The organism is Streptomyces diastatochromogenes, assembly GCF_002242805.1.
GTDB classification, from domain to species: Bacteria; Actinomycetota; Actinomycetes; order Streptomycetales; family Streptomycetaceae; genus Streptomyces; species Streptomyces diastatochromogenes.
Map to the genome: position 1 here is coordinate 51,088 of NZ_MCGQ01000003.1, position 23,656 is coordinate 74,743.

The following is a 23,656-nucleotide window of genomic DNA, read 5'->3' on the forward strand; positions in this document are numbered from 1 at the left end:
GCCAGCCTCTATGATCGGCACACTTTCCGGCACGGACACAGATCGAGTGCACTGCGGGAGCGAGCGGTGAGCGGAACCTCCGAAGGGCCGACGCCCGCGGCAGACCTCGACCGGTCAGCCGTCACAGACAGTGACCACGGCATCTACCACCGTGTCTTCGCGGCGGCCCCGCTCTCCATGGCCGTCGTCGATCGCGAGGGGCTCGTCGTCAGCGCCAACGCGGCCTTCGGCGACCTGCTCGGCGGCGACCCGGACGGGCTGACCGGACGGGTCGCCGCCGATCTGGTGGACCTGGCCTCGGACGCCCGTACCTGGCACGCCTACCGCGAGGTCCTGCGCGGCCGGCAGGCCAGGCTGCGCTGCACCCGCCGGCTGAAGCATCCCGAGGGGCACTCGGTGTGGGCGCAGGTCACCGTCGCCCCGCTGGCCGACGGCGGGCCCGGCGTCCTCGTGTCGGTCGCCGACATCGGCGCCCGCCGCGAACTCCAGGCGCGGTTGCGCCACTTGCAGATGCACGACCCGGTGACCCGGCTGCCCAACCGCACCCTGTTCTTCGAGCGCCTGACCGCCGCGCTGGAGGCGGAGTCGTACGAGCAGAGCGGCACCGGCCGCATCGGCCTGTGCTACCTGGACCTGGACGGCTTCAAGGCCGTCAACGACACCCTCGGCCACCGCGTCGGCGACCGGCTGCTCGCGGCCGTCGCCGAGCGGCTGACCCGGGTCGCCGACGAGACCGGGTACGCCCGGGCCGGCACCCCCCTGGTGGCCCGGCTCGGCGGCGATGAATTCGCCCTGCTGGTCGAGGACTCCACCGGCACCGAGCAGCTCGCCGACCTCGCCGAGTCCGCGCTGAAGGCCCTGGAGGCACCCTTCGACCTGGCCGGACAGCGGCTGTCGCTGACCGCGTCCGTCGGGGTCGTGGAACGGCACGCGGCCGGTACGACCGCCACGGGGCTGATGCAGGCGGCCGACACGACGCTGTACTGGGCGAAGGCGGACGGCAAGGCCCGCTGGACCCTGTTCGACCCCGAGCGCAACGCGCACCTGGTGACCCGTCAGGCCCTCTCCTCCACCCTCCGCCCGGCCATCGAGCGGGGCGAGTTCGCCCTGGAGTACCAGCCGTTGGTGGGCATGGAGGACGGACGACTGAGCGGGGTCGAGGCGTTGATCCGCTGGAATCATCCTCAGTTCGGCACACTGGCGCCGAATCGGTTCATCGGATTGGCCGAGGAGGACGGTTCGATCGTTCAGCTCGGCCGCTGGGCTCTGGCGACCGCCTGCCGGCAGGCCCGCCGCTGGCAGCTGGACCACCCCGGCGAGCCGCCCATCTTCGTCAGCGTGAACGTGGCCGTACGCCAGGTGTGGGACTCCGACCTGGTGGCGGACGTGGCGGAGACGCTCGCCGAGACCGGGCTCGCCCCGCACCTGCTCCAGCTGGAGCTGACCGAGTCGGCCGTGATGGGCTCGGCGGGCCGCCCGCTGCAGGCCCTCCAGGCACTCAGCGACATGGGCGTCCGCATCGCCATCGACGACTTCGGCACCGGCTACTCGAACCTGGCCTATCTGAGCCGGCTGCCGGTGTCGGTGCTGAAGCTGGACGGCTCCTTCGTGCGCGGCTTCCAGTACGAGGGCGACAAGAGCACGGTGGCCGTGCCGCCCAACCCGGCCGACGAGGTGATCGTGGAGGCGATGATCCAGCTGGCCCACCGCCTCGGCCTGACCGTCACCGCGGAGTGCGTGGAGACCTCGGCGCAGGCCACGCGGCTGCGCCGGATCGGCTGCGACACCGGGCAGGGCTGGCTGTACTCCCGTCCGGTGCCGCCGGATCGTATCTCCGAGCTGCTGGGCGAGCAGGCCTACGTGGTGGGCAAGCCGTAGGCGTCGGCGATCAGTTCGTAGGAGCGCAGCCGCAGCTCGCCGCGGTGGGCGTGCGAGGTGAGCATCAACTCGTCGGCGCCGGTGCGCTTCTGGAGATCGTCCAGGCCGGAGCGGACCTCGTCCGCCGTGCCGTGCACGATGTTGCCGGTCCAGGAGGCGACGAAGTCCTCCTCCATCGGGCTGAACTCGTGCTTCTCGGCGTCGCCCGGGTCGGGGAACAGGCCCGGGCGGCCGGTGCGCAGCCGGAGCATGTTCAGCGCGGCCGCCCGCACCTGCCGGCCGGCCTCCCGCTCGTCGTCCGTGGCGAGGGCGGAGACGCCGATGAGGGCGTACGGCTCGGCCAGCACCGCGGAGGGCCGGAAGGTCTGCCGGTACAGGTCGAGGGCCGGGATGGTGTTCTGCGCGGAGAAGTGGTGCGCGAAGGCGAAGGGCAGACCGAGGAGACCGGCGAGGCGGGCGCTGAAGCCGGAGGAGCCGAGCAGCCAGACGGGCGGGCGGTGCGGCGACTGGACGCCACCGGGGCTGGTCCCCTGGATGGGGCCGGGGATGGCGTGGATGCGCCGGTAGGGGTGCCCGTCCGGGAAGTCGTCGTCCAGGAAGCGGGTGAGCTCGGCCAGCTGCTCCGGGAAGTCGTCGGCGCCCTCGTTGAGGGTGTCGCTGCGACGCAGCGCGGCCGCGGTGGCCCCGTCCGTGCCCGGCGCCCGTCCGAGGCCCAGGTCGATCCGCCCCGGCGCCATCGCCTCCAGCGTGCCGAACTGCTCGGCGATCACCAGGGGTGCGTGGTTGGGCAGCATGACGCCGCCCGAGCCGAGCCGGATGCGGTCGGTGTGGGCGGCGAGGTGGGCGAGGATCACGGCGGGCGAGGAGGAGGCGACGCCGGGTATGGAGTGGTGCTCGGCCACCCAGTACCGGTGGAAGCCGCGCGACTCGGCGAACCGGGACAGCTCCACGCTGGTGCGCAGCGCGTCGGTGGCGGTACTGCCCGCACCGACGGTCACCAGGTCCAGTACGGAGAGGGGGACGGGGGCGGTCCCGTGCGTCGTGCCCCGGATCTCGTCTGCCGACACGGTGTGAGCCTCCTGTTGTGGCCGTGAGCTGTCGTTCTCGGCGATAACAGGAGGCTGTCTCCGCTTATTCCTTCTCGATCGACCGGGTCAGACCTGCACGATCGGTTCCCTGGTGAACAGCGTCCCCAGGCGCGGCGCGTTCACCCGGCGGTCCGCCAGCCTCAGCCCCTCCCACACCGACACCTGGTTCGCCGTGAGCACCGGCTTGGACAACGCCTTCTCCAGCAGACCGATGTGCGCGGCCGTGTGCAACGCCGTGTCCGGCAGCAACACGGCCTGCGCACCGGAGGTGTCCGCCGCCCGCGCCAGCGTCAGCACCTCCTCCTCCCCCCAGGTCCCGACCTCCGCCGCCGTGACGATCCCCGACGACCGCACCGCGACCACGTCGAGCCCCCCGGCCCGCAGGAAGTCCGCGAACAGCGCGGTCACCTCCTCCGGGTAGGTCGCGCCCACGGCGACCCGTCGTACCCCCAGCTCCCGGGCCGCGTGCACGAAGGCGAAGGACGTCGAGGAGGCCGGCATCCCGGCCTGCCGGGCCAGCGCCCGCACCTGCTCCTGGGCGCCCTCCCAGCCGTACACGAAGCTGCCGCTGGTGCACGCCCACACCACCGTCTCCGCGCCGGTGAGCCGCAGCTCCGCCACGCCGGCGGCGAGCCGCTCGGCCGAGCCCATCTCGCGCAGCGCGTCCACCCGGTGTGCGTCCACGCCGATGTCGGTGTGGACCAGGTCCACCCGGATGTCGCTGCCCAGGAGCTGCTCGATGCGTGGGTAGTCGTCCTCGCCGGAGTGGCCGGGGTAGAGGAGTCCGAGTGCAGTCATGACGGCCCTTCTTGGTGTTCCTGCGTTTCTTCCGGCAGTACGGGCCATTCCCGCGCGGCCTCGTCCAGCAGCGCCTGATAGGGCCCCACGGCTCGGGTACCCAGCCGGCGCAGCGCCGCCCACATCGTGACCTGGTTGGCCGACAGCACGGGGATGCGCAGCTCGGCCTCCAGCTGCGGGATGACGTCGTACGTCGGAAGGTTGGTGCAGGAGATGAAGAGCGCGTCGGCGCCGCCGGGGCGGACCGCGGTGCGGGCCATCGCGACCACGTCCCGGTACGGCACCTGCCAGATGTGCCGGGTCAGCCCCATGAAGGCGCAGCCGGTGACCCGCACGCCGGCCTCGGCGACGAACTCCTGGAGGGCCCGGGTGACGGAGACGGTGTACGGGGTGACGAGGGCGACCCGGCGGACCCGCAGCTCCGCCAGGGCCTCCAGCAGGGCGCCCGAGGTGGTCACCGAGGGCAGCGCGCCGGCTCTGGTCATCGCCGCGCACATCGCCCGTTCGCCGGCGATCCCGTCGACGAAGCTGCCCGAGGTGCAGGCGTAGGCGACGACCTCGGGGGCGACGGCGGTCAGCGCGCGCACCGCCTCGCCGAGGGTCTCGTGCTCGCTGACCAGCCGGGCCAGGTCCAGGCTGACCTCGACCGGCACGAACGGGGTGCGGGTCAGGTGCAGCGACACCTCGTCGGGCACCCAGCGCCACAGCTCGCGGTCGAGGGCGAAGTCGAAGGGGGCGACCACTCCGACACCGCGCTGGGGGCGGGGGCCGCCGAGAAAGGAGATGTCCATGGCAGGGGCACCGTCCTCATGCTGAGAGACGACGGAGGAACGGTCGGTGGGTACGCCCGTGTTGACGAAGGTAGGTTCCGGTGCGAGCGTGGTCAATCCGCGCATGTCAGACGCCCGGAGCGGCCCCGAATGACGCTGACCCAGCCCACCCTCCTCGTCCTGGACGCCGACCCGCCACCCCGGCTCGGCCGCCTCACCGGCCGTGCCCGGATCGTGCACACCGACGCGGCCGGTCTGGCCGAGCGGCTGCCGGAGGCGGACGTGCTGCTGGTGTGGGACTTCACCTCGCACGCCGTACGGGAGGCCTGGCCCGGGGCGGGGCCGCGGCCGCGCTGGGTGCACACGGCGAGCGCGGGCGTGGACCATCTGATGTGCCCGGAACTGGCCGCCTCCGAGACGGTGGTGACCAACGCGCGCGGGATCTTCGACCAGCCGATCGCCGAGTACGTGGCCGCCCTGGTGCTGGCGGTCGCCAAGGATCTGCCGCGCACGCTGGAACTGCAGCGGGAGCGGACCTGGCGGCACCGGGAGACCCGGCGGGTGGCGGGCACGCGCGCGTGCGTGGTCGGCTCCGGGCCGATCGGCCGGGCCATCGCCCGCACCCTGAAGGCCCTGGACGTGACGACGGCGCTGGTCGGGCGGGTCCCGCGGACCGGCATCCACGGCCCGGGCGATCTCGACCGGCTGGTCGCCCGCGCGGACTGGGTGATCGCCGCCGCACCGCTGACCGAGCAGACGTACGGCATGTTCGACACCCGCCGGTTCGGCGTGATGCAGCCCTCGGCGGTCTTCGTGAACGTCGGCCGCGGTCAGCTGGTCGACGAGGACGCGCTCGCCGAGGCGCTGCGCAGGCGCTGGATCGCCGGCGCGGCCCTGGACGTCTTCACCGCCGAGCCCCTGCCCGAGGACAGCCCGTTGTGGGGGCTGCCGGGGCTGATCGTCTCCCCGCACATGAGCGGCGACACGGTCGGGTGGCGGGATGAACTCGGCCTTCAGTTCGTGGAGTTGTACGAGCGGTGGGCGGCGGGCAGATCACTGGTGAACGTGGTCGACAAGAAGCGCGGCTACGTCCCCGGTCACTGAACCACCAGGAGGGTGCATGCAGCTCACCGACCTGACCGCCGTACAACTCCTCGACGGCTACCGCAAGGGCGAGTTCAGTCCCGTGGAGGCGACCGAACAGGCCCTGGAGCGGGCGCGGCGGATCCAGCCGGAGGTGAACGCGTTCGTGCGCCTCACCGAGGAGGACGCGCTGGCGCGGGCGCGGGAGTCGGCGGAGCGCTGGCGGCGCGGCCGGCCCACCGGACTGCTGGACGGGGTGCCGGTGACGGTGAAGGACATCCTGCTGCTGCGCGGCCACCCCACCCTGCGCGGCTCGAGGACCGTGTCCGAGCAGGGCCGTTGGGACGAGGACGCGCCCTCGGTCGCCCGGCTGCGTGAGCACGGCGCGGTCTTCCTCGGCAAGACCACGACACCCGAGTACGGCTGGAAGGGCGTCACCGACTCCCCGCTGACCGGCGTGACCCGCAACCCGTACGACCCCTCGCGCACCGCGGGCGGCTCCAGCGGCGGCAGCGCGGCGGCCGTCGCGCTCGGCGCGGGCCCGCTGTCGCTGGGCACGGACGGCGGCGGCAGCATCCGCATCCCGGCCGCGTTCTGCGGGATCTTCGGGCTGAAGCCGACGTACGGCAGGGTGCCGCTGTATCCGGCGAGCGCGTTCGGCACGCTGTCGCACGTCGGCCCGATGACCCGGGACGCGGCGGACGCGGCGCTGATGCTGGACGTCATCGGCACGCCCGATCCGCGCGACTGGTCGGCGCTGCCCACGCCCCCGGAGTCGTTCACCGCGGCCTTGGACCGGGGCGTGCGCGGGCTCCGGGTGGCGTACTCGCCCACCCTGGGCGGGCAGGTGGCCGTCCGCCCGGCGGTCGCGGCGGCCGTGCGGCGGGCGGTGGCCCACCTCGCGGACCTCGGCGCCTATGTCGAGGAGACCGACCCGGACTTCAGCGACCCGGTGCACGCCTTCCACACCCTGTGGTTCAGCGGCGCGGCCCGGCTCACCCAGAGCTTCTCGCCGCACCGGCGGCAGCTGCTCGACCCCGGCCTGCGCGAGATCTGCGCCCAGGGTGCGAAGGCGAGCGCACTGGACTACCTGGCCGCCGTGGACGTCCGCATGGACCTCGGCCGCCGGATGGGCCGCTTCCACGAGCGGTACGACCTGCTGGTCACGCCCACCCTGCCCGTCACGGCGTTCGAGGCGGGCGAGGAGGTGCCCCAGGGGTCCGGCCACCGGCGCTGGACCGGCTGGACGCCGTTCACCTACCCCTTCAACCTCACCCAGCAGCCCGCGGCGACGGTCCCCGTGGGCACCGACGGCGACGGGCTGCCGGCCGGGCTGCAGATCGTGGCCGCCCGGCACCGCGACGACCTGGTGCTCCGGGCCTCCCACGCCCTGTACGAGGCGGACCTCACCCTCTCCGGAAGCTGAGCGTCTCCCCCGCCGCCCCGCTGCGCCACAGGTCGTTGCAGGCCGCGGCCATCTCCTCCAGTCCCGTCACGACCTGGCCCCAGACGATCCCGGGCACCCAGCCCACGTCGCCGTTGAGCAGCAGGTTGTTGCGCTCGTAGAACAGGGCCAGGTCGACGACGGTGGCATCGGGGCGGACCTCGCGGTCGTAGCCGTAGGCCTTCGTGCCCAGTTCGGTGCCGGCGAAGGAGAAGTAGCAGAGGTCGCCGGGGATCGGAGTGACCGTCGGGTTCTCCAGTGGGGGTTCCGTGGAGGCGAAGGGCGGGAAGAGGGCGTAGATCTCGTTGCGCGCGTACTTGGCGTGAAAGACGTCCCCCGCGAGCGGCAGCGCCTCCCACACTGCGGCGCAGGTCAGGGGTGCGCGGTCGTCCAGCAGTCGTGCGGTGCAGTGCGCGTCCCGCTTGTCGAGCGAGACGGTGACGAATCGATCGGCCATGGGATCCAGAGTGCATAGGACGGATGCGCTTGGGTAGCCGCGCCGCCATGGCTCCACCACTTGGGAACGACGTACACACGATCCGGTCGGAACACAGACACAGCAGGCGCTCGGTGCTCGCCGGCCTCACGGCAGCCGGCGTGCTGGGTGCCGCGGCCTGTACGCGGGTGGCCTCGGCGTCCGGCACCAGGGGCGGCGACCTGCTCGACCGGCTGCGCGCGCAGGGGGTCGTACGGCTCGGGATCGCCGGTGAGATCCCCTTCGGGTACATCGACCGGAACGGGCATCTCACCGGGGAGGCGCCCGAGCTGGCGAAGGTGATCTTCAAGCGGCTCGGTGTGGACCGGGTGCAGCCGGTGCCGACCGAGTTCGGTTCGCTCATCCCCGGGCTGAACTCCCAGCAGTTCGATGTCGTGGCCGCCGGGATGTACGTCAATCCCGAGCGCTGCCAGCAGGTGATCTTCGCCGACCCGGACTACCAGATGCTGGACTCGTTCATCGTCCGGAAAGGGAATCCGAAGGGGCTGCACTCCTACCGGGACGTGGTGGCGAAGAAGGCGAGGTTCGCGACCGGGACCGGGTACGCCGAGATCCAGTACGCGGTGGAGGCCGGGTACAAGGAGAGCGACATCCTGATCGTCCCGGACCAGGTGGCCGGGCTCAACGCCGTCGAGGCCGGGCGCGTCGACGCCTTCGCCGGTACGGCGCTCACCGCCCGCGAGGTGGTGAAGAAGTCCGCCAAGGCGGAGGCCACGAAGCCCTTCGCGCCGCTGGTCAAGGGCAAACCGCACGTCGACGGGGGCGCGTTCGCGTTCCGGCCCACCGAGACGAGGCTGCGTGACGCCTTCAACGTCGAGCTGCGCAAGCTGAGGCAGAGCGGGGAGCTGTTCCGCATCCTGCGGCCCTTCGGCTTCACCAAGGCCGAGCTGACGGACCTCACCGCGAAGGAGCTGTGCGGCGGATGACCTCGGGGCTCTGGGAACTCGTACTGAAGGGCGTCTGGACCACCGTCCAGCTGCTGGTCTTCAGCGCGCTGCTGGCCGGCGCGGTGTCCTTCGTCGTCGGTGTCGCGCGCACCCACCGGCTGTGGATCGTGCGCTTCCTCGCCGGCTTCTACACCGAGGTGTTCCGCGGCACCTCGGCGCTGGTGATGATCTTCTGGGTGTTCTTCGTGCTGCCGGTCGCGTTCGGCTGGCAGCTGGTGCCGATGTGGGCGGGCACGCTGGCGCTCGGGCTGACGTACGGCGCGTACGGCTCGGAGATCGTGCGCGGCGCGCTGAACGCGGTCGACCCGGCGCAGCAGGAGGGCGGGATCGCGCTGAGCTTCACGCCCTGGCAGCGGCTCAGGCTGGTCCTGCTGCCGCAGGCGGTGCCGGAGATGATCCCGTCGTTCTGCAACCTGCTGATCGAGCTGCTCAAGGGCACCGCGCTGGTGTCGGTCATGGGCATGGGCGATCTGACCTTCAGCGCCAACCTGGTGCGGCTGGCGCTGCAGCAGAGCGCGGAGATCTACACGTACGTGCTGCTGATCTACTTCGTGATCGCCTTCGTGCTGACCCGCCTGATGCGCTCTCTGGAGAAGCGGCTCAAGGCCGGGGTCGGCAAGGACGCCGGCACGGAGTCGGCGGCGCGTGAGCTGAAGCGGGCGCAGACGACCGGAGTGGGGGGTCGAGTCGCATGAAGTGGGACTGGAACGCCGTCAGCGAGTTCATGCCGCGCTTCTGGGACGGCCTGCTGGTCACCCTTGAGGCCCTGGCCCTCGGCTCGCTGCTGTCCTTCACCCTCGGCCTGGTGTGGGCGCTGCTGATGCGGACGCCGAGCCGGTGGGTGCGCTGGCCGGTCGGGGTGGTGACGGAGTTCGTGCGCAACACCCCGCTGCTGGTGCAGCTGTTCTTCCTGTTCTATGTGCTGCCCGAGTGGGGCCTGACCTTCTCGGCGCTGGCCACCGGCGTCTTCGCGATCGGCCTGCACTACTCGACCTACACGATGCAGGTCTACCGGGCCGGTATCGAGGCGGTGCCGGCCGGCCAGTGGGAGGCGGCGACGGCGCTGAACCTGCCCCTGCGCCGGACCTGGACCGCGGTGATCCTTCCGCAGGCGATCCGCCGGGTGGTCCCGGCCCTCGGCAACTACGTGATCGCCATGCTCAAGGACACGCCGATGCTGATGGTGATCACCGTGCTGGAGATGCTCGGGCGGGCCCGGCTCTTCTCCCAGCAGCACTTCCAGTTCACCGAGCCGCTCACCGTGATCGGTGTGGCCTTCGTCCTCATCTCCTACCTGGCCTCCCTTCTTCTGCGAGCCCTGGAGCGACGCCTTGTCCGTTGAGACCAGCAAACAGCCCACCGTCACCGACACGCATCCGACCGAGCTGGTCCGCCTGGAGGGGGTGACCAAGCGGTTCGGGGACAACACGGTCCTCGACGGGCTCGACCTCTCCGTGGAGGCGGGCCGGCATGTGACCCTGATCGGCCCGTCCGGCTCCGGCAAGACGACGATCCTGCGCCTGCTGATGACCCTCACCAAGCCGGACGACGGCACGATCACCGTCGACGGGGAACGGCTGTTCCCGGCCCCGGAGAAGCAGGTCCGGGAGGTCCGCAAGAAGATCGGGATGGTGTTCCAGCAGTTCAACCTGTTCCCGAACATGTCCGTGCTGCGGAACATCACCGAGGCACCGGTGCAGGTGCTCGGCATGTCCCGGGACGAGGCCGAGGCGCGGGCACGGGAGCTGCTGGACCTGGTGGGGCTGGCCGACAAGTGCGACGCACGGCCCACCCGGCTCTCCGGCGGCCAGCAGCAGCGGGTGGCGATCGCCCGGGCGCTGGCGATGCGGCCACGGGTGCTGCTGCTGGACGAGGTGACCTCGGCGCTCGACCCCGAGCTGGTCGCGGGCGTCCTTGATCTGCTCAGGGACATCGCCCGCACCACCGACATCACCATGCTCTGCGTGACCCACGAGATGGGTTTCGCCCGGGACATCTCCGACCAGGTACTGATGTTCGACGCGGGGCGCGTGATCGAGTCGGGCCCGCCGGAGAAGATCTTCAGCGATCCGGAGCGGGACCGGACCCGGGAATTCCTCAGCGCGGTGTTGTGACTACACGGCGTGAAATCGGGAAGAGCCGAGGTCCGGGCGCTGGGTGATGACCCTGGCATATGCCAGAGGGTCTGCACCGCAGTTGGGAGAGGGGGGCGTGCGGCACAATCTCGCCAACACCCTCTCCCCAACGGGCCTTTGCCCGTTATCGTGGTAGCGATCCGCCGACCGGACTGAGCGGCCACAGACAGGCGAGCGCAGGGGGAAACACCGTGGCGCTGATGCACGAGCCGACCGCCCCATACCACTCCGCCCAGGACGCGCTGCGCGTGCTGGAGACCGTGGCGCGTCACCCCGCCGGCGTCACCGACACCGAGCTGGCCCGCCGCACCGGCCTGGGCCCCGAGCGGCTGACCACCCTGCTGCGCATGCTGCGCCGCGAGGGCTACGTCGAGCAGATCACCGACGGGGCGTACGTCACCGGCGACACCCTGCGCCGCCTCACCTCGGCGCACGACCGCGAGCGGGCCCTGCGCGAGAAGCTCCAGCACACCCTGGACCGGCTGCGGGACTCCGTCGGCGCGGCCGTGTACATGAGCCGGTACGTGGACGGCGAGGTCAAGGTCACCCAGTACGCCGCCGGGCCGAGCACCCCGGCGGTCAACGAGTGGGTCGACTTCCGCTTCTCCGCCCACGCCACCGCCGTCGGCAAGAGCCTGCTGACCCAGCTGGACCACAACGGCCGCCGCGACCACCTCTCCCGGCACAAGATGGCCCGCCTCACCTCGCGCACCATCACCAGCGACAAGCTGCTGCTCTCCCGCCTGGAGTCCCAGCCGCCGACGGTGCCGATCCTGGACCTCCAGGAGTACGCGATCGGCACGGTCTGCGCGGCCGTCCCGATCACCGCGGGCTCGTCGGTCGGCTGCCTGGCCCTGTCCCTGCCGGTGGAGCACGCCCACCGCCTGCGCCAGGCCGCGGACGCCCTCAACCGGAACGCGGCGCCAGTCCTGCTGTCCCTGACGATCTAGGCGGCCCCTCGGGGTGGTCACGACCACCCCCGCGGACCAGGTAGTATTTTCTTCGTCGCCGGCCGCGAAGAGCGGAAGGCGAGAGTCATGCGCCGCTAGCTCAGTTGGTTAGAGCAGCTGACTCTTAATCAGCGGGTCCGGGGTTCGAGTCCCTGGCGGCGCACAGATGAGGGGCCCTTCGCGGAAGCGAGGGGCCCTTCGACGTCTTCCCTGGTCAGTCGCCGGTACGTGCCCTCCCCCGGCGGCCGCCACCACACCGGGTCGGCACACCGGAACCCCTCGCGCCGCAGCCGCGCCCGCTCGATCTTGTTGGTGGCCGTCACCGGCATCCGCTCCACCACCCGCACGAACCGGGGCGCCATCTTCGTCCCGAGGTCGGGCTGGGCTCGCAGGAACGCAGCGAAGGCGACCGGATCGAACCGCCCGGCGAGGGTCGCCATGACCTGATCCCCGGTGACCGGATCAGGCACCCCGTACACGGCGACGGCCACCGCACCCTCGTACCGGGCGAGGATGTTCTCGATCATCGCGGCGGCCAGATTCTCCCCGTCGACCCGGATCCGATCATCGGTGCGGCCGGCGAAGTACAGGTACCCCTCGGCATCCCGATAGAAGAGATCCCCGGTCCAGTACGCCCCACCCCGCCGCCGCTCGGCCTCGGCGGCGGGATTCCGCCAGTACCCCTCGAAGGGATTGCGCCCCTGGTTCACCAGCTCCCCGATGGCCTCGTCACCGTTGCGGAGCTGCCCGGCGCCATCGAAGACGGCCACCGGACACTCCAGCCCCGTACCCGGATCGAGCACCACCAGACCGGGCCCCGCCGGCCCCACCGCCCCCACCGGAGTCCCCGGCGCCCACTGGATCGCCGCCCCGCCCTCGGACGACCCGTACCCCTCGACCAGCCGCACCCCGAACCGCCGCTCGAACGCGGCCGCGTCCACCGCCCCGGCCTCCGTCCCGAACCCCATCCGCAACGGGTTGTCCCGGTCGCCGGGCCGCGCCTCGGTGGCGAGGATGTACTGGATCGCCCGCCCGACATAGGTGAAGTACGTCGCCTCGTACCGCCGCACGTCCGCCAGAAACCCGGACGCCGAGAACCGTCGCCGCAGCGCCACCCCCGCCCCGGCGGCCAGCGCGGGCGCCCAGTCCGCGATCACCGCGTTGCCGTGGAACATCGGCATACAGACGTAGTGCACGTCGCCCGCGCGCACCCCGAACTGTGCGGTCAGCGCATACCCCGCGGCGGCCAGCCGCCCCTGGGAACAGAGGGCGGCCTTGGGGGCGCCGGTGGAGCCGGAGGTGAAGTAGAGCAGCATCCGGTCGGTCGGGGCGGCCCGGGCGGGGTCGGGTACGGCGTCGGCGTAGGGGGCGAGGAGGGCGGCGTACGCGTCGTCGTCAGTGACGAGAACCCGCACGCCCGGCAGATCCAGCCCCGCCAGCAACGGCAGATGAGCCCGCTCGGTGACCAGCACCGGGCACTCGACGTGCCGGATGTCCCGGGCCAGCTCGGCACCCCGGCGGGTGGGATTGATCCCGGCGACGGCCGCACCGGCCAGGGCGGCGGCCCCGAGCCACAGCGGGAACTCCTCGGTGTTGTCGAGCAGCACGCCGATGTGCGGGACGGCGCCTGGTGGCAGGAGGTCGGCGAGCAGCGCGGCCCGGGCCGCCGCCCCCGCGGCCACCTCGTGGTGGGTCAGCACCCGCTCCTCGCACCACAGTCCCGGCCGGTGATCTCCCCAGCGGGCTGCGACCAGCTCGGCCACCGTGCGCATCCTGGACTCCATGGGGGCGCAGGGTAATTGACGTAGCGTCAGATGTGGAGGCCGCTACGGCAGCAGGCCCGCCGACTCCGAGAACATCGCGTGGGCCACGACGATGAAGCCGATGCAGAAGGTGGTGACCACGCCGAGGAAGGTCAGCCCGAAGCCGGTGCTGAAGGCCAGCTTGCCGCGGGACGGCGGGAGGGCGGTGGCCTGCTGCGGCTGCTCCGGGAGGTATCGCACGGTGACGAAGTCGCCCTCGAGCACGGTCGCGGGACCGTCCGCCTCCTCGAATCGGACCGTGCGGCCTTCGCGGGTCGTGAACTCGTAGACGTGGTGCACGGTCGTCCGCACGGAGGTGTCCCCACCACCCCCGCTGGTCGTGGTGTACATCCGCAGGCAGCGCGCCTCGGCCGTCAGCCCCTGCGCCCACGTCCTGCCGAGCCTCCGGGCGCGGCGGACCAGCAGGTACGCGGCGAACGTACAGCCCGCGATGATGAGGGTGGGGACGGCGTAGAAGAACAGTTCGAACATGAGGTTCCCCCGAGGTCGATGTGCCGCTCCGATCGATCGGCGTGGCGGGAACCTATCCGGCGGGACGGGCCGTTGACCTCAAGGGAACCTCAGTTTCGGTGCCGTGACGGAACGGGGGTCAGAAGGTGACGTCGGAGCAGGCGTAGAACGCGTTGCCCGTGTCGGCGATCGTCCACACCGCGAGGATGACGTGGTGGCCGCTCAGCCCGGTCGGCAGGGTGCCGCTGTGGCTGAGGGTGGCCGGCGGACGCTGGCCGTTGTAGGGGACGGTGAGGAACGGGGTGGTGGTGAGGTCCGAGCGGGCGAGAGCGTGGTTCTGGTTCCAGCCCTGCTTGGTGACGTAGTACTTGAAGTCCGTCGTGGCGTGCATGGCAGTGAACTGCCAGCGGAAGGTGTACGACTGACCGCCGGTCACCTTCGTGGTGGGCCAGGCCGCGCCGGACGGTGCCGTCGGCGAGCTGAGCTGGGCGAAGCGGCTCAGGCCGCCGTTGCAGATCTGGCCGTCGGCGGGTCCGGCGGCCGGGAAGCCCTTGGGGCCCTCGACGCTCTGCGGCTCCCACTGGATGTCGCCGCAGTTCGTCACGGTGCCGTTCTGGCAGAGCTTCTGCCTGCTGATGGGGAGGTCGGTGTAGCCGTGCCCGCTGGCACCGCCGGTGGAGAGCGCGAAGGCTCCGGCGGTCACCACACCCAGCACGACTGCGGATAACGCCGAGAATCTGGTCTTCGTGCGCATGCTGCCGCTCCTGGAGAACGTGGGGGAGGTTCACTGAGCTGAGCTGAGCCGTGCAGTAGGTCTAGACCAAGTCTCAGATTATTGCCGTTAGTTGGCCGTGTCTATATCAAGACGTGTCCATACCCATCACATCGGCTCCCTGCGGCCCGAGCAGAACGCCACCGTCAGATCCCGGACGAGCACCTTGCGCTCGTAGTCGTCCAGTTCGACGAGACCGCGCATGGTCAGCCGGGTCACCGTGTCCTCCACCGAGTCCACGACCGAGTTGAGCATGCTGGCCCGCTGCCGGGCGTCCAGCGCGGCGATGGTGCGCCGGTGCATCGCCGCGGCGATCTCGGGCGCGTACTCCACCCGCAGCGGCTGCACCGAGAACACCTCCAGGCCGATCGGCCCCGCCTCCGCCGCCACCAGCCGGGTCAGCGCCTCCCCCGCCGCGGCCACCCCGCCCCGCGCCGAGCCCGGCAGGTCCACCGGCACCCGGGCCAGCGCCGCCTCCACGCACTCCTGCAGATAGGTCTCGTGGTCCTCGATGCCGAGCACGGCCCGCGCGGTGTCCCGCACCCGCCACACCACCTGGACGACGACCCGCAGCGCCACCCCGTTGGCGTCCGCCGCCGGCATCGCCTCGCTGCGCCAGTGCCGCAGCCGTACGTCCACCCGGCGGCGGACCAGCAGCGGGTTCACCCAGAGCAGGCCGGTGCGCCGGACCGTCCCGCGGTAGCGGCCGAACAGCCCGAGCAGCCGGGCCTGCCCGGTCCGGCCGCGGGCGAGCCCGCCGAAGCCGAGCACGCCGAGCGCCCCGGCCCCGGTGTACGCGGCCCACTGCGCCGGCCCGAGACCCGCACCCGTGCAGGCGGGCAGGCGCAGCGCCGCCACCGCGAGCGGCGGCAGCACACCCGCCCACCACGAGGTGGCCAGGCACCCCGCGATGCCACCCGTCCCGGCCAGCACCCCGGCCAGGCCGGGCAGCACCCGCGCCGGACGCTCCACCAGCTCCGGGTCGACCTGCGGCAGCGTCCGGCTGCGGGCCGGGACCGGCCGCCGGAGGCGGGGCTGCTCTCCGGTGCCCTGCCGGCGGCCCACGACGGCGGGCTTCAGCGGCACCGGCACCGACTCGGGGTCGGGCTCGTCGCGGAAGAGCAGGTGGACGGGGATCTCGGTGGTCGCCTCGTTCTGGATCAGCCGGGCCGGACGGGTGGCCATGCCTCCCGCGCCCACGGCGGTCTCCGGCTGCTCTTCGGACTCGGACGTGTGTGACGTGGTCGTACTCATGCGTGCCTCCAGCCTCCGCGCCAGATGCGTCATGACAGTGAGAAATGAGAGAGATGAGATGGGGGTGGGATCCGGGGTGCCCGCCTAGGCGAACAGGCGGCGCCAGGTCTCCGGGCCCGGATAGCCGTCCGCCGCGCCGCCCCGCCAGCCCTGGCTGCGCTGGAACGCCTCCACGGCCCGCCGGTCCGCCTCGCTCCAGCTCGGACCGGGCCCGTCGGCGTAGAAGCTGCCGAACCCTTTCTTCACCAGCTGCTTCCCCAGCTGGGTGACGTACTCGTTCTCCGCGCCCGGGCGGAAGAGGTTCCGGCCGGGATAGCCGGCCACCCCGTGCGAGGCGGGCCGGGTGGATCCGGCCGCTTTGGAGGTGACGTTCCTGCCCTGCCCGGAGACGAGCAGCTTCCAGGTGCGGGGGCCGGGCAGCCCGTCGGCGTCCGCACCCGTCCAGCCCTGGGCCAGCTGGAACGCCCGGGTCGCCTGCCGGTCCGCCTCGCCCCAGACCGGGCCCGGGCCCTCTCGGTAGTAGGAGCCGGCGCCGCGGGCCGCCAGCAGCCGGCCGAGCTGGGTGACGTACTTGTTGTGCGTGCCGGGGCCGAAGAACCCGGCGCCCGGGAAGGGCGACGGTGTCTTGCTGCCGGCGCCCGCGGTGCCGGTGGTCACGCCCTTGTAGCGGTAGGGGACGTACTTGTCGGCGTGGGTCCAGTAGGGGTACGGGGTGGGCTGGCGGCGGGTGTGCGGGGGTGTCTGCTCGTAGACCAGGTAGTTGGTGTGCGTGTGGTCCGACCAGCCGCCGAAGATCACGACGTGGGAGCCCTTCTCGGGGTTGTCCGGGTTGTGGAAGAGGAGGATGTCGCCGGGCTGCAGCTCCTCCTTGGTGATCTTCACCCCGAACTGGTCGAGGCTGCCGGTCCACTCGTTGGTGGTCAGGCCCCAGGCCATGGAGACATAGCCCGAGCAGTCCTGCCGGTAACCGTCGGACCAGTAGTCGTCCATGCTGTACGGCACCTGCGCGGTGACCCAGATCTTGGCCCGGTTGATGATCTTGGTCCGGGTGGTGGCGGGAGTCGGGGCGAGTCCGGGCTCGACCGGCTTGCCGGCCGGGCCGTGCAGCGGGGCCCTGGGGCCCTGCGGGGTGTCGGGCCCGTCGTCCGCCGCGGGGGTGCCGGGGCGGGGCGGGGAGTGGGGGGCGGCGAGGGCGGCGGCCGGCGGGACCGCGCCGAGGGCGGACGCGGCGGCGGCCACGACCACGACTCCTCGGGCGGCCGGGTGACGGCCGAAGCCGCCGGGCGGGCGGGGACTCGCCCGGTGACGGAGGCAGCCGGGGCAGCCGCAGTCGCTCACGGGGTCGACTTCCTCGAACACCGGAGCGGTCATGCGATCTGCCTCACATTCGGGGTGGATTTGTCCGCGGATGTGCACGTTGATCAGTTTCACAACTGTCGCCCGGGTGCGCATGTTGACGGTCCGAATGATGTACAGCTCGTACGACCACGCCCCCCGGACATCGGAACGCGGTCGGGAGCACCCCTCCAGGTCAGGTAGAGTTCTCTCGTCAGCAGGCGCCGCTAGCTCAGTTGGTTAGAGCAGCTGACTCTTAATCAGCGGGTCCGGGGTTCGAGTCCCTGGCGGCGCACAGACGACAACAGGCCCCCCGTGCGAACGGGGGGCCTGTTGCTGTTTGGCCGGTTACCCTCTGGCCATGGCAGCGCGTGACCTCCAGGAGCGGATCAAGAAGCTCATCATCGACCGGCGGCTGCCCTCGGGCGCCCCGCTACCGACCGAGCCCGAGCTGATGGAGTTCCTCGGGGCGAGCCGGAACTCGGTACGGGAGGCGCTGAAGGCGCTCCAGGCGATGGGGATCGTGGAGATCCGGCACGGGTTCGGGACGTACGTCGGCCCGATGTCGCTCGCCCCGATGATCGAGGGGCTCGCCTTCCGTACGGTCGCCGGGCACTACCGGGGCGAGGACTCCCTGCTGCAGCTGCTGGAGCTGCGCGAGGCCGTCGAGACGGGACTGGTCTCGCGGCTGGCCGGGCGGCTGCCGGAGTCCGACCTCGTTGAACTGGACGGCCTCGTGAACCGTATGGAACGGGAGGCCGCCGAAGGCCGCGGCCTCGCCGAAACCGACCGCGCGTTTCACGCCACCCTCTACCGGGGGCTGGACAACGTGCTGCTGAGCGAGGTGCTGGAGGCGTTCTGGGACGCGTTCCACCGGGTCCAGCGGGATCTGGTGGACGTACCGCAGGACCCACGGGTCACCTGCCGTCAGCACCGGGAGATCCTCGACGCGGTCCGGTCCGGCGATTCCATACGGGCGGAGGAGGCCATAAGAGATCACTTCGGCAACATCCGTGCCCGCCTCTCCCCCACGGGCGCACCGGAGCCTCCCGAGCCACACGCGCGCCACAATGAACGGGTTTGACCGGTAAACACCGCGTTTCGCGTCTTGCGATCATGCTGAGCGCCGTAGAACCCTGGTTGTTCATGACGCCGCGGATTCGCGGCACTTGGGGGGAAAGCGGTTGCGTACCGGCGGGGAGGGGGCCCCGCTCATGAATCGGTGCCGAGGGGGGCATCATGCAACCGGAAGGTCGCGGTCCCGTGTCTATAGGGTGAGCAAGACGTGGTGACGGTGACTCACCATGGAACCGCCTGTGACGGCCGAGGGGACCCCGATCCGGCGGAAGGACCGACGAACACGCGGTGACCTGCGTGTGGGGGGAATGACTCATGACGTCGACGCCGACGGGCGCCCGGCAGAGCCACGAACAGAACAACGATCCGTCACAAACCACCCAGCTCCGTGCGATCGGGCACCGGACGGGCCAGTTCCGCCGCATCAGGAAGAGCCTGCCGAGATACGACTACGAGCACTACAGCCGGCTGGCGGGTCCCCTCACCCAGCCCGACCCGGGCAAGCCCTACAAGGTGCAGTACCGCTCGCTGCTCTCGCAGGAGCCGCACCGGATACGCGCCGCGCTCATGCTGGGCGCGGCCCCGGTACTCTCCCTGGTCCTGCTGTTCTGGCTCATGCAGCCCGAGCACTGGACCGAACGGGACTACCCGGCCTACGACTTCCTGCCGGCGCTCGACATCGTCATGCTCGTCTCGATCGGTCTGATCGAGTTCTTCCGCTGCATGAACGTGCTGTCGAACGCGCACGCCACGCTGGTCGCCCGGGACCCGGTCCCGGTCGTGCCGGAGACCGGCACCCGCGTCGCCTTCCTCACCTCCTTCGTGCCCGGCAAGGAGCCGCTGGAGATGGTGACCAAGACCCTGGAGGCCGCGGTCAAGCTGCGCCACCGGGGCCTGATGCACGTGTGGCTGCTGGACGAGGGCGACGACCCCGCCGTCAAGGAGGTCTGCGCCCGGCTCGGCGTCCACCACTTCTCCCGCAAGGGCGTCGCCCGGTGGAACCAGCCCAAGGGCCCGCACCGCGCCAAGACCAAGCACGGCAACTACAACGCCTGGCTCGAGGCGCACGGCGGCGAGTACGACTTCTTCGCCTCCGTCGACACCGACCACGTGCCGCTGCCCAACTACCTGGAGCGGATGCTCGGTTACTTCCGCGACCCGGACGTCGGCTTCGTCATCGGCCCGCAGGTCTACGGCAACTTCGACACGTTCGTCACCAAGGCCGCCGAGTCGCAGCAGTTCCTCTTCCACGCCCTCATCCAGCGCGCCGGCAACCGCTACGGCGCCCCGATGTTCGTGGGCACGTCGAACGCCGTGCGGATCAGCGCGATCAAGCAGATCGGCGGGCTGTACGACTCGATCACCGAGGACATGGCCACCGGGTTCGAGATGCACCGCGCCAAGAACCCGGCCACGGGCCGGAAGTGGAAGTCGGTCTACACCCCGGACGTCCTCGCCGTCGGCGAGGGCCCGAACGCCTGGACGGACTTCTTCACCCAGCAGATGCGCTGGTCCCGGGGAACGTACGAGACGATCCTCAAGCAGTACTGGAAGGGCTTCTGGTCGCTGCCGCCCGGCAAGCTCTTCAACTACACGATGATGATCATCTTCTACCCGATGTCCGCCCTCAACTGGATCCTGGCGGCGCTGAGTTGCGCGCTGTTCCTGGGCCTGGGCGCCTCGGGTGTGAACATCGACCCGACCGTGTGGCTGATGCTGTACGGCAACGCCTCCGCGCTCCAGATCGGCCTGTACATCTGGAACCGGCGGCACAACGTCTCCCCGCACGAGCCGGAGGGCTCCGGCGGTGTCGCGGGCATGATGATGTCGGCGCTGTCCGCGCCGATCTACGCCCGCTCGCTGATGGACGCGGTGCTGCGCCGCAAGAGCAAGTTCGTCGTGACCCCGAAGGGCGACTCGGCCAGCCCGGACACGCTGTTCGGGACCTTCCGGATCCACTGGTTCTTCATCCTGGTCTTCGGTGGTTCGCTCGCCGCGGGCTTCGTGTTCGGGCACTCCCACCCGGCGATGATCACGTGGGCGGTCTTCGCCATGCTGATCACCGCCTCGCCGATCTTCGTCTGGCGGCACGCACTGCGGCAGGAGAAGAAGAAGCCCCGGCAGGCGGCGGCTTCCGGTGCGGGTACGGCTGCCGGGGCGCCGGCACCCGGGCCGGCGGCGGAGCCGCAGGACGCGGTGCCCGCCGGGTACGCGGCCCACGCGCCGCACGGCCACGCCCCGCAGCAGCGGCCCAGTTGGGCCGCCTCACCCCGGGGACCGGGCGGTGACCCCGCGGGGGACAACGAACAGACCATGCAGATCGCGCTCGGCGGACTTGGGGGACGTAAGGAATGAAGGACCAGGCCGGCCGCCGTCGTGCTCGTCGACTCGCGATAGGCACGGCGGTGGTACTCGCGCTGGCCGGGATGAACGGGCCGTGGCTCTACCGCTTCGGAACCGAGCAGTACCACCAGTACAAGATCAACAAGCCCGAGTACAAGGCCGCGAACGGCCACTGGGACATCGTCGACTTCCCCGAGGAGTACCGCCAGGACACCATCCACGCGGCGCTCCTGCACACCGGCAAGGTGCTGCTGGTGGCCGGCTCGGGCAACAACCAGGACAACTTCGACAAGAAGAAGTTCGACACCCGGATCTGGGACCCGGTCAAGGGCACGATCAAGAAGGTGCCGACGCCCGCCGACCTGTTCTGCACCGGCCACACCCAGCTGGCCAACGGCAACCTGCTGATCGCGGGCGGGACGAAGCGCTACGAGAAGCTCAAGGGCGACGTCACCAAGGCCGGCGGCCTGATGGTCGTGCACAACGAGAACCCCGACAAGCCGATGACGCTGCCCGCGGGCACCAAGTTCACCGGCAAGGAGAACGGCAAGACCTTCGTGTCGAAGGACCCGGTGCTCGTACCGCGCGCGAAGAAGGTCTTCGACCCGAAGACCGGCGCGTTCCTGCGCAACGACCCCGGGCTCGGCCGTATCTACGTCGAGGCGCAGCGCAGCGGCACCCAGTACGAGACCGGCACCCAGGACAACTACCGGATCCAGGGCCTGACCGGCGCCGACGCGCGCAACACGTACGGCATCGCGCAGAAGCTCGCCCTCGACAAGAAGGACTTCCAGGGCATCCGCGACGCCTACGAGTTCGACCCGGTCGCCGAGCGGTACATCAAGGTCGACCCGATGAACGAGGCCCGCTGGTACCCGACGCTCACGACCCTGTCGGACGGGAAGATCCTCAGCGTCTCCGGTCTCGACGACATCGGCCAGCTGGTCCCGGGGAAGAACGAGATCTTCGACCCCAAGACCAAGAAGTGGACGTACACCCAGAAGATCCGGCAGTTCCCGACGTACCCGGCGCTGTTCCTGATGCAGAACGGGAAGATCTTCTACTCGGGTGCCAACGCGGGGTACGGACCGGACAACGTGGGCCGTGTTCCCGGCATCTGGGACGTCGGCACCAACAAGTTCACCAAGCTGCCCGGGCTCAGCGACCCGAACATGATGGAGACGGCCGGGACGGTGCTGCTGCCTCCGGCGCAGGACGAGAAGTTCATGGTGATCGGCGGCGGCGGGGTCGGCGAGTCCAAGCTGTCCAGCAAGAAGACGCGGCTCATCGACCTGAAGGCGCAGAACCCGCACTTCGTCGACGGGCCCCAGCTGGAGAAGGGGACCCGGTATCCGCAGTCCTCGATCCTGCCCGACGACACCGTGCTGGTGTCGGGGGGTTCCGAGGACTACCGGGGGCGCGGCGCCTCCAACATCCTGCAGGCCCGGATGTACCACCCGGACAGCAACAGCTTCACCCAGGTCGCCGATCCGCTGGTCGGGCGGAACTACCACTCCGGGTCGATCCTGCTGCCGGACGGGCGGGTGATGTTCTTCGGGTCCGACTCGCTGTACGCGGACAAGGCGAACACGAAGCCGGGGAAGTTCGAGCAGCGGATCGAGATCTACACGCCTCCCTATCTGTACCGGGACTCCCGGCCGTCGCTCAGCGGGGGGCCGCAGACGATCGCCCGGGGTGCTTCGGGGACGTTCACCTCGAAGCACGCCTCGAGCATCAAGAAGGTGCGGCTGATCCGGCCGAGCGCGTCGACCCATGTGACGGACGTGGATCAGCGGTCGATCGCCCTGGACTTCACGACGTCCGGTGACAAGATCACGGTCACGGTGCCGAAGAGCCGGAATCTGGTGCAGTCGGGGTGGTACATGCTGTTCGTGGACGACGACCAGGGGACGCCGTCCAAGGCTCAGTGGGTCAAAGTTCCGTAGCTATTTGCTGTTCCCGGCAAGGGCGAGTGCGTAACTCGCCCACCACTGCCCCGCCTTCGGGCCCCCCTTGCACGTGCCGTCCGACTCTCCCGGGCGCTTGACCCACAGGTAGGCGTCCACAAGGGGGTCCGCCGTCTTTGTCGTCGGGGTCTCGCCCAGCGCCCGGCCGGGCGGGTTGCACCACTTCTGGGCCGGGTCGCCCTCGGTGTACGGGCCGTTGCCGTTGCGGCTGGTGTCGATGACGAAGTGTTTGCCGCCCACCTTGGCGGAGAGCTGTTTGCCGTAGGCGATGGAGTCCTGGGTGGAGTAGAAGTTGGAGACGTTGACGGCGAAGCCGTCGGCGCGGTCGACGCCGGCCTGCTGGAGGGGCTGGAAGATCTGGTCGGGGTGGCCCCAGCCGGCGTTGCCGGCGTCCAGGTAGACCTTCGTGTTCTTCAGGGACTTGAGCTTGTCGACGGCGCCCCGCAGGAGGTCGTAGCGCTCCTCGTGGAACTCGCCCGGGGTGCAGCCGTCGACGAGGTGGAGTACGGCGTCGGGTTCGAGGATGACGGTGGCGGGACGGTCGCCGATGCCCCGGGCGACGCCGTCGATCCAGGCGCGGTAGGCGTCGCCGTCGGCCGCGCCGCCCTGGGAGTACTGGCCGCAGTCGCGGTGCGGGATGTCGTAGAGGACGAGCAGGGCCGTGCGGTCGGACTTCTCGGCGGCCTCGGTGAAGCCGCGGGCCTCCTGCTCGGGGTTCTCCGGGCCGATCCACTCCCCCACCGGCTGCTCGGCGATCTTGCGGATCTGCGCGGCGTCGGTCTTCTTGCCGGCCTTCTCGTAGGCGGCGAGCTGGCGGGCCGCGGTGCCGTCCGGGTTCACCCAGAACGGGTCGGCGGACTTGGGCTGTTGAGTGATCCCGGCGCCCGGATCGGCGGCCTGGTCCCCGTCCGACGAGGAGCACCCGGCGAGCAGCAGTGCCGCCCCCAGCACCGCCGCGGACGCCCGTGCCCGTGCCGAAGTGCGGGCCCCCCTGGTGTCGTACATGCGTTTCCCCCCTGGGCGCATCGTTCCGGCCTGGTCGACCG

At 70.9% G+C, this 23,656-nt stretch carries 21 protein-coding genes and 2 tRNA genes; 13 read left to right on the top strand and 10 right to left on the bottom strand.

Annotated features, from left to right (window positions below):
• Window positions 1-66: 66 nt before the first annotated feature.
• Complete coding sequence (locus tag BEK98_RS01315) at window positions 67-1,878, top strand: putative bifunctional diguanylate cyclase/phosphodiesterase (RefSeq protein ID WP_094214452.1); 1,812 nt, start codon at window positions 67-69, stop codon at window positions 1,876-1,878.
• Here the strand turns inward: BEK98_RS01315 and BEK98_RS01320 are convergent.
• From BEK98_RS01320 to BEK98_RS01330, 3 genes are all read right to left on the bottom strand, one after another.
• A complete protein-coding gene (locus tag BEK98_RS01320) occupies window positions 1,857-2,945 on the bottom strand; it encodes an LLM class flavin-dependent oxidoreductase (protein WP_094214453.1) in 1,089 nt (362 codons plus the stop codon). The genes BEK98_RS01315 and BEK98_RS01320 overlap by 22 nt on opposite strands.
• A gap of 87 nt (window positions 2,946-3,032) precedes the next feature.
• Entirely contained in the window at window positions 3,033-3,764 is a 732-nt protein-coding gene (locus tag BEK98_RS01325) for a maleate cis-trans isomerase family protein (protein WP_094214454.1), read from the bottom strand.
• Complete coding sequence (locus tag BEK98_RS01330) at window positions 3,761-4,555, bottom strand: maleate cis-trans isomerase family protein (RefSeq protein ID WP_094214455.1); 795 nt, start codon at window positions 4,553-4,555, stop codon at window positions 3,761-3,763. Before BEK98_RS01330 ends, BEK98_RS01325 begins: the two co-directional genes overlap by 4 nt.
• 129 nt (window positions 4,556-4,684) lie before the next feature.
• Between BEK98_RS01330 and BEK98_RS01335 the strand changes: the two genes are divergently transcribed.
• Window positions 4,685-5,638 carry a D-2-hydroxyacid dehydrogenase gene (locus BEK98_RS01335; protein WP_094214456.1) on the top strand — a complete coding sequence of 318 codons (954 nt, stop codon included), beginning with the start codon at window positions 4,685-4,687 and terminating at the stop codon, window positions 5,636-5,638.
• 16 nt (window positions 5,639-5,654) lie between these two features.
• The gene (locus BEK98_RS01340; RefSeq protein ID WP_094214457.1) at window positions 5,655-7,043 is read left to right on the top strand and encodes an amidase; all 1,389 of its coding nucleotides are present in this window, start codon (window positions 5,655-5,657) and stop codon (window positions 7,041-7,043) included.
• Here BEK98_RS01340 and BEK98_RS01345 read toward each other — a convergent pair.
• Window positions 7,024-7,518 carry a DUF3830 family protein gene (locus BEK98_RS01345; RefSeq protein ID WP_167444068.1) on the bottom strand — a complete coding sequence of 165 codons (495 nt, stop codon included), beginning with the start codon at window positions 7,516-7,518 and terminating at the stop codon, window positions 7,024-7,026. The two genes, BEK98_RS01340 and BEK98_RS01345, sit on opposite strands and share 20 nt — an antisense overlap.
• 47 nt (window positions 7,519-7,565) lie before the next feature.
• On the opposite strand from BEK98_RS01345, the gene ehuB reads away from it, so the two are divergent.
• From ehuB to BEK98_RS01375, 6 genes are all read left to right on the top strand, one after another.
• On the top strand, window positions 7,566-8,483 hold the full coding sequence (gene ehuB, locus BEK98_RS01350) for an ectoine/hydroxyectoine ABC transporter substrate-binding protein EhuB (RefSeq protein WP_094214458.1): 918 nt from the start codon (window positions 7,566-7,568) through the stop codon (window positions 8,481-8,483).
• Window positions 8,480-9,199 carry an ectoine/hydroxyectoine ABC transporter permease subunit EhuC gene (gene ehuC / locus BEK98_RS01355; RefSeq protein WP_094214459.1) on the top strand — a complete coding sequence of 240 codons (720 nt, stop codon included), beginning with the start codon at window positions 8,480-8,482 and terminating at the stop codon, window positions 9,197-9,199. Before ehuB ends, ehuC begins: the two co-directional genes overlap by 4 nt.
• A complete protein-coding gene (gene ehuD / locus BEK98_RS01360; protein ID WP_094214460.1) occupies window positions 9,196-9,846 on the top strand; it encodes an ectoine/hydroxyectoine ABC transporter permease subunit EhuD in 651 nt (216 codons plus the stop codon). Before ehuC ends, ehuD begins: the two co-directional genes overlap by 4 nt.
• Window positions 9,836-10,618, top strand: a complete 783-nt coding sequence (gene ehuA / locus BEK98_RS01365) for an ectoine/hydroxyectoine ABC transporter ATP-binding protein EhuA (protein ID WP_094214461.1) — start codon at window positions 9,836-9,838, stop codon at window positions 10,616-10,618. The genes ehuD and ehuA overlap by 11 nt, the downstream gene beginning before the upstream one ends.
• Before the next feature lie 212 nt (window positions 10,619-10,830).
• On the top strand, window positions 10,831-11,589 hold the full coding sequence (locus BEK98_RS01370; protein ID WP_107428243.1) for an IclR family transcriptional regulator: 759 nt from the start codon (window positions 10,831-10,833) through the stop codon (window positions 11,587-11,589).
• Between the two features lie 89 nt (window positions 11,590-11,678).
• Window positions 11,679-11,752 (top strand) — tRNA-Lys (locus tag BEK98_RS01375).
• On the opposite strand, the gene BEK98_RS01380 is transcribed toward BEK98_RS01375, so the two are convergent.
• The 5 genes from BEK98_RS01380 to BEK98_RS01400 all read right to left on the bottom strand — a co-directional run bounded on the left by BEK98_RS01380 (window position 11,718) and on the right by BEK98_RS01400 (window position 17,259).
• Window positions 11,718-13,373, bottom strand: a complete 1,656-nt coding sequence (locus tag BEK98_RS01380) for an AMP-binding protein (RefSeq protein WP_094214462.1) — start codon at window positions 13,371-13,373, stop codon at window positions 11,718-11,720. The genes BEK98_RS01375 and BEK98_RS01380 overlap by 35 nt on opposite strands.
• A 42-nt stretch (window positions 13,374-13,415) precedes the next feature.
• Window positions 13,416-13,883: a DUF3592 domain-containing protein gene (locus BEK98_RS01385; protein ID WP_094214463.1), complete on the bottom strand. Its 468-nt coding sequence runs from the start codon at window positions 13,881-13,883 to the stop codon at window positions 13,416-13,418.
• A 118-nt stretch (window positions 13,884-14,001) separates the two neighbouring features.
• A complete protein-coding gene (locus tag BEK98_RS01390; RefSeq protein ID WP_094214464.1) occupies window positions 14,002-14,616 on the bottom strand; it encodes a lytic polysaccharide monooxygenase auxiliary activity family 9 protein in 615 nt (204 codons plus the stop codon).
• A 126-nt stretch (window positions 14,617-14,742) separates the two neighbouring features.
• A complete protein-coding gene (locus BEK98_RS01395; RefSeq protein WP_094214465.1) occupies window positions 14,743-15,888 on the bottom strand; it encodes an SPFH domain-containing protein in 1,146 nt (381 codons plus the stop codon).
• Window positions 15,889-15,972: 84 nt separating this feature from the next.
• Window positions 15,973-17,259 carry a peptidoglycan-binding protein gene (locus BEK98_RS01400; protein WP_094214466.1) on the bottom strand — a complete coding sequence of 429 codons (1,287 nt, stop codon included), beginning with the start codon at window positions 17,257-17,259 and terminating at the stop codon, window positions 15,973-15,975.
• Between the two features lie 185 nt (window positions 17,260-17,444).
• Here BEK98_RS01400 and BEK98_RS01405 point away from each other — a divergent pair.
• The 4 genes from BEK98_RS01405 (at window position 17,445) to glxA (ending at window position 22,589) form a co-directional block, all read left to right on the top strand.
• Window positions 17,445-17,518 (top strand) — tRNA-Lys (locus tag BEK98_RS01405).
• Window positions 17,519-17,584: 66 nt separating this feature from the next.
• Complete coding sequence (locus BEK98_RS01410; protein ID WP_094214467.1) at window positions 17,585-18,307, top strand: FadR/GntR family transcriptional regulator; 723 nt, start codon at window positions 17,585-17,587, stop codon at window positions 18,305-18,307.
• Between the two features lie 308 nt (window positions 18,308-18,615).
• The gene (locus BEK98_RS01415; protein ID WP_094214468.1) at window positions 18,616-20,655 is read left to right on the top strand and encodes a glycosyltransferase family 2 protein; all 2,040 of its coding nucleotides are present in this window, start codon (window positions 18,616-18,618) and stop codon (window positions 20,653-20,655) included.
• Complete coding sequence (gene glxA / locus BEK98_RS01420) at window positions 20,652-22,589, top strand: radical copper oxidase GlxA (RefSeq protein ID WP_094214469.1); 1,938 nt, start codon at window positions 20,652-20,654, stop codon at window positions 22,587-22,589. Before BEK98_RS01415 ends, glxA begins: the two co-directional genes overlap by 4 nt.
• Here the strand turns inward: glxA and BEK98_RS01425 are convergent, their stop codons facing one another.
• Window positions 22,590-23,615 carry a glycoside hydrolase family 6 protein gene (locus BEK98_RS01425; RefSeq protein ID WP_094214470.1) on the bottom strand — a complete coding sequence of 342 codons (1,026 nt, stop codon included), beginning with the start codon at window positions 23,613-23,615 and terminating at the stop codon, window positions 22,590-22,592.
• Window positions 23,616-23,656 lie beyond the last annotated feature (41 nt).

Excerpts from the sequence above, each read along its gene's own strand:
- BEK98_RS01425 (WP_094214470.1), bottom strand. The coding sequence starts at position 23,615 with ATGTACGACACCAGGGGGGCCCGCACTTCGGCACGGGCACGGGCGTCC.
- BEK98_RS01390 (WP_094214464.1), bottom strand. The coding sequence starts at position 14,616 with ATGCGCACGAAGACCAGATTCTCGGCGTTATCCGCAGTCGTGCTGGGT.
- BEK98_RS01340 (WP_094214457.1), top strand. The coding sequence starts at position 5,655 with ATGCAGCTCACCGACCTGACCGCCGTACAACTCCTCGACGGCTACCGC.
- BEK98_RS01410 (WP_094214467.1), top strand. The coding sequence starts at position 17,585 with ATGGCAGCGCGTGACCTCCAGGAGCGGATCAAGAAGCTCATCATCGAC.
- BEK98_RS01400 (WP_094214466.1), bottom strand. The coding sequence starts at position 17,259 with ATGACCGCTCCGGTGTTCGAGGAAGTCGACCCCGTGAGCGACTGCGGC.
- BEK98_RS01395 (WP_094214465.1), bottom strand. The coding sequence starts at position 15,888 with ATGAGTACGACCACGTCACACACGTCCGAGTCCGAAGAGCAGCCGGAG.
- ehuB (WP_094214458.1), top strand. The coding sequence starts at position 7,566 with ATGGCTCCACCACTTGGGAACGACGTACACACGATCCGGTCGGAACAC.
- BEK98_RS01345 (WP_167444068.1), bottom strand. The coding sequence starts at position 7,518 with ATGGCCGATCGATTCGTCACCGTCTCGCTCGACAAGCGGGACGCGCAC.
- BEK98_RS01325 (WP_094214454.1), bottom strand. The coding sequence starts at position 3,764 with ATGACTGCACTCGGACTCCTCTACCCCGGCCACTCCGGCGAGGACGAC.
- BEK98_RS01330 (WP_094214455.1), bottom strand. The coding sequence starts at position 4,555 with ATGGACATCTCCTTTCTCGGCGGCCCCCGCCCCCAGCGCGGTGTCGGA.
- glxA (WP_094214469.1), top strand. The coding sequence starts at position 20,652 with ATGAAGGACCAGGCCGGCCGCCGTCGTGCTCGTCGACTCGCGATAGGC.
- ehuD (WP_094214460.1), top strand. The coding sequence starts at position 9,196 with ATGAAGTGGGACTGGAACGCCGTCAGCGAGTTCATGCCGCGCTTCTGG.
- BEK98_RS01415 (WP_094214468.1), top strand. The coding sequence starts at position 18,616 with ATGACGTCGACGCCGACGGGCGCCCGGCAGAGCCACGAACAGAACAAC.
- BEK98_RS01385 (WP_094214463.1), bottom strand. The coding sequence starts at position 13,883 with ATGTTCGAACTGTTCTTCTACGCCGTCCCCACCCTCATCATCGCGGGC.
- ehuC (WP_094214459.1), top strand. The coding sequence starts at position 8,480 with ATGACCTCGGGGCTCTGGGAACTCGTACTGAAGGGCGTCTGGACCACC.
- BEK98_RS01380 (WP_094214462.1), bottom strand. The coding sequence starts at position 13,373 with ATGGAGTCCAGGATGCGCACGGTGGCCGAGCTGGTCGCAGCCCGCTGG.
- BEK98_RS01335 (WP_094214456.1), top strand. The coding sequence starts at position 4,685 with ATGACGCTGACCCAGCCCACCCTCCTCGTCCTGGACGCCGACCCGCCA.